Consider the following 4,461-nt stretch of genomic DNA (forward strand, 5'->3'; position numbering starts at 1 on the left):
CCCGTTGCTCACGGGCGTGGGTGGGGGCGGCGGTTGTTCTCGGTGTGTTCGTTGCCGGGGTCGGCGTGCCGGACGGTTTGGTCACCCCGGCGAGCGCCGCGACCGAGACGCCAACCCAGGAGGAGCGCAGCGTCGAGGGCCGGCCGGTCGTGGTGCCCACTCCTCATGTGAAGGCCGAGGAGGCGTCTCACCAGGCGAAGAAGCCGCCGGCGCCGGTGTGGCCGAAGAGCGGATCGGCGCGGGTGAACATGGTGCCGGGCGGGGCTGCGGCCGTACCGGGGTTGCCGGTGGCGGTGGCCGCCGCTGATGCGCCCGAGGCCACACCGAGTCCGTCGCCGAGCGCGTCGCCCTCCCCCACGAGCAAGAAGCCTGCGTCCGCGCAGCGGGATGAGAAGTCGCCGAAGGCGGAGCCGTCGCAGGAGCCGGTGCTTGAGTCTCCGGCCTCGGTAACGGTGAAGACGTTCGACAACACTGTGGCCCGCACGCTCGGCGGGGTCGGCATGGTGCTGCAGCTGACCCGGGCGGACGGCGGTGCCCGTCCGGCGTTGGCGAAGGTCACGGTGGACTACTCGTCGTTCCGCGGTGCGGGCGGGGGTGGGTTCGCCTCCCGCTTGACGCTGCTGCGGTTGCCGGCGTGTGTGCTGCAACAACCGCTGACGCCTGAGTGTACTAAGCAGGCGGCGGCGCAGCGGCGGGTGCTGCCGGTGGTCAACGACATCAAGACCGGTCATCTGACGGCCGAGGTCGAGGTCGCTCCCGCCGCGGGCGGCACGACGCCACCCCCCGCCGGTAGCGCTGCAGGCACCGGCACGCAGGCCGCGCCGACCATCGCGGCCACGCCCTCTGCGAAGGCCTCGGCCGCCTCGCCCGCAGCTGCCGCTGGCGGTACCGCTGATGCGTTCGTGTATGCGGTGGCGGCCTCGGCGGCGGCCACGGCGGAGGGGTCGATGGCGGGTAATTTCGCCGCGTCGCCGTTGAAGCCGTCGGGGACGTGGCAGGCGGGCCAGGCCGGTGGTGCTTTTACCTACAGCTACCCGATCACCGCCCCGCCCGCCCCGTCCGGCGACGCCCCTCAGTTGGCGCTGCAGTACTCCTCGGCGGCGGTGGACTCGCTGACCTCGCAGACCAACAACCAGTCCGGCGTGGCCGGCATGGGCTGGGAGCTGGAGGCCGGGTTCATCGAGCGGTCGTTCGTGTCGTGTGCGGACTATGCCAAGTCGGGCCGGATGGGTTATAACACCGCCCAGGTGGGCTGGCCGGACAAGTGCTGGCACTCGCCGTACTCCTCCGACCCGGGCGCCTCGAAGCTGACGCTGTCGGTCGACGGTCACTCCACCGACATCGTCAAGGACTCCAACGGTAAGTGGCGCACGGTCGAGGACTACGGCTGGAAGATCGAGCAGATCTCCTACAGCCCCGAGTCGGGGCAGGAGTGGTGGCGGATTACCACCCAGGACGGCACGGTCTACCGGTTCGGCTACACCGAGGACGCCTCGCTGCTGATGTCGTTCATCGGCGACGACGAGGGCGAGCCGTGTCACGAGTACTACCCCGAGCCGGGCAGCGGCGAGTCCACCGTCGAGCAGATCTGCGAAGCCCCCTGGCGCTGGGAGCTCGACCAGGAGATCGACCCGAACGGCAACGCGATCGACTACTCCTACACCAAGGAATCCGACGCCTACTGCACCGGGGCGTCGGACTGGGAGTGCGACCCGGAGTACGACAAGGCCGCCAACCTGCGCGAGGTGCGTTACGGCCACAACACCAACGTGACCGGCTCGACGCCGACGGCGCGGATCGTGTTCACCACCACCGGCCGGGGTTCCGGCGGTATGACCGATGTGCCGACCTTCTGCGAGGACGGGAACCCCGGGTACTGCCTGTTCAACCAAGGGCCGTCCTTCTACACCACCCACAAGCTGAGCTCGATCACCACCCAGACGCTGATCCCGGGCGCCACCGACTGGCAGGATGACAGCAACTGGGAGGACGTCACCCGGTGGAACCTGTCCTACCAGTGGCTGACCGGCGACACCTGGAACGCCGACGAGTACCCCATCTTGTGGCTGGACTCCATCCAGCAGGTCGGGTTGGCCGGCGGCCACGGCACCTCGATCGCGCTGCCGCCGACCACGTTCGATGCGAAGTTCCTGAACAACGCCGTCAGCACCGGGCTGGACCCGGTGCAGTTCCCCCGCATCGGCGCGGTGAACAACGGTCTGGGCGGCCGCAGCGAGGTGGACTACGGCCAGCCCCACCCTTGCCCGAACCCCTGGCAGTATCCGCCGACCACCGGCTGGGACACCCGCGGGCTTGACTGCTACTTCATCACCACCAACCAGGAGATCATCGACGGCACCTGGTACTACTACGGCGAGGTCTACGCCAAATGGCTGGTCATGTCGGTTACCGACATCGACATGGTCGGCGGGTCACCGGAGCAGGTGACCAGCTACTCCTACGGCGGCAACCCGGCCTGGGCGGTCCCAGACAACCCCCTGGCAGTGCGCCAGCCCTTCCGCAACAAGGACTACACCGAGTGGCGCGGTTACGGTCAGGTGACCACGACCGTCGGCAGTGGATCCAGCCCGTCGGACTACAGCACGACCTCGGCGAAGTTCTTCCGCGGCTTGTCCGGCCAGAGTCTTACCGACTTCGACGGCAACAGCTACTCCGACCGGATCGAGCTGAACGGGCGCACCCTGCAGGAGCAGACCCGGGACAGCAACGGGGAGAACAGCTCCACTAGGTACGTGTACGCGGTGACCGTCACCGGCAACGCCCCGGGCACCCGCAAACCCTCCCGGGTCGACCAGACACGCGAGGTCGCGCGGGAGAAGAGCACCACCGGCTGGCGCTACACCGAGGCCAAGACCACGTATAACAGCGACGGTCTGCCGTTCACGGTCAACGATTACGGCGACACGAGCACGGCCTCGGACAACACCTGCACCGCCATCACCTACGCGCGCAATGCCACCGACTGGTTGATCGACTACGAGGCATCGGAGGAAAGACACGCCGGAGACGATTGCACCACCGGTGAGCTCCTGAGCCGGACGGTCTATCTCTACGACGGAGCGGAAGACCCGGCCGCCAACACTCCCACGCGCGGAAACGTCACCGAGACCCGCGCTTTCCGCACCGACACCGACTATGTCAAGTCCCTGTCGACCTTCGACAACTACGGTAGGCCGCTGACCACGACCGAACCGGTCGGCAAGACGGCTAAGCCGGAGGAGATCAAGAAGACCATAACCTCCTACAACCCGGCCGTCGGCTGGCCGAGGTACGGGGTAAAGGTCACCAACCCGCTCGAGCACGAGGTGACCACCTGGTCCTCGCAGTACAACGGTCAGCCCGTAGGGATGCAGGACGCCAACAACAACAAGGTCAACATCGACTACGACGTTCTAGGCCGCACGCTGCAGCTGTGGACCCCGGAGGCGCCCAAGCCTGCCGACGGCGACAACGACCACAGCGACAATCCCCCCGCGGCGAAGGTCACCTACACCCTCACCGCCGGCCAGCCAGCCCGGACCCTGGTCTCCCGCCTGCAGTCCGGCGCCCGTAGCAACACGGCCACGTACACCTCCGCCTACACCTACATCGACGGCTTCGGCCGTCAACGCGAGGTGCAGACCGCATCCCCCTCAGGCGGCCGGATCGTGCAGGTCACCACCTACAACGGGCGCGGGCTGACCGCAGCGACCTCCGCCCCGGTCTGGGACTCCGACCACCAGCCGGGCGCCGGCCTGCACAACCCCAACCCTGAGGACATCCCTCAGTGGTCCAAGCAGGAGTACGACGGGCTCGGCCGGGTCACCGCCCAAGTGGATATGACCGGCGAGACGGAGTTCCGCCGTACGACCACCAACTACCTGGGCGCGGACAAGTACGAGGTGCTCCCGCCCGTGGGCGGCAAGAAGGTCTACTACACCGACGCCGCCGACCAGGTCACCAAGATCGAAGAATGGCTCACCGGCAACGGCACCAGTCAGCAGGCTGCCGCAGCCGCCGGTCCGACGCCACCGACCTCATCGAAGGCCTCCTCCGCTGTCGCTGCTGGCACGAGCGAGCAGGCGGAGGCGACCGAGTCCCCGGCGGCCGACGCCCCCTCGAATGCGAATGCATCGGCCGCCGAGGTGCAGGCCGCGCGCAGCCGTGCGTCGGCGGAGGCGAAGCGGTCAGGCAAGGCGGTCGAGGTGGCGGCGCTGACCTCGGTTGTGAGCTCGACCGTGGCCAACCCGGACGGGTCGTTCACCACCTCGATCGGTACGCAGCCGGCCAGGATCAAGCAGGCTGGGAAGTGGGTGGCGATCGACACCACACTGGTGGACAAGGACGGTGCCTTGGTACCCAAGGTCGGGCCCGCGGTGAAGGTGTCCACTGGTGGTGATGGGCCCTTCGCCACGATGGCCGATGAGGCGGGCAACTCGATCGCGCTGAGCTGGCCCACGC

The 4,461-nt window shown here is 68.1% G+C and carries 2 protein-coding genes; one reads left to right on the forward strand and one right to left on the reverse strand.

Annotated features, from left to right (window positions below; translation table 11 throughout):
* Positions 1–187: 187 nt before the first annotated feature.
* Positions 188–358: a hypothetical protein gene (locus tag AAH991_RS39805; RefSeq protein ID WP_346231137.1), complete on the reverse strand. Its 171-nt coding sequence runs from the start codon at positions 356–358 to the stop codon at positions 188–190.
* A 67-nt stretch (positions 359–425) separates the two neighbouring features.
* Here AAH991_RS39805 and AAH991_RS39810 point away from each other — a divergent pair.
* A partial coding sequence (locus AAH991_RS39810; RefSeq protein WP_346231138.1) for a SpvB/TcaC N-terminal domain-containing protein occupies positions 426–4,461 on the forward strand: 4,036 nt, incomplete at its 3' end.

Origin of the sequence: Microbispora sp. ZYX-F-249, from assembly GCF_039649665.1 — a bacterium.
Taxonomy (GTDB): domain Bacteria; phylum Actinomycetota; class Actinomycetes; order Streptosporangiales; family Streptosporangiaceae; genus Microbispora; species Microbispora maris.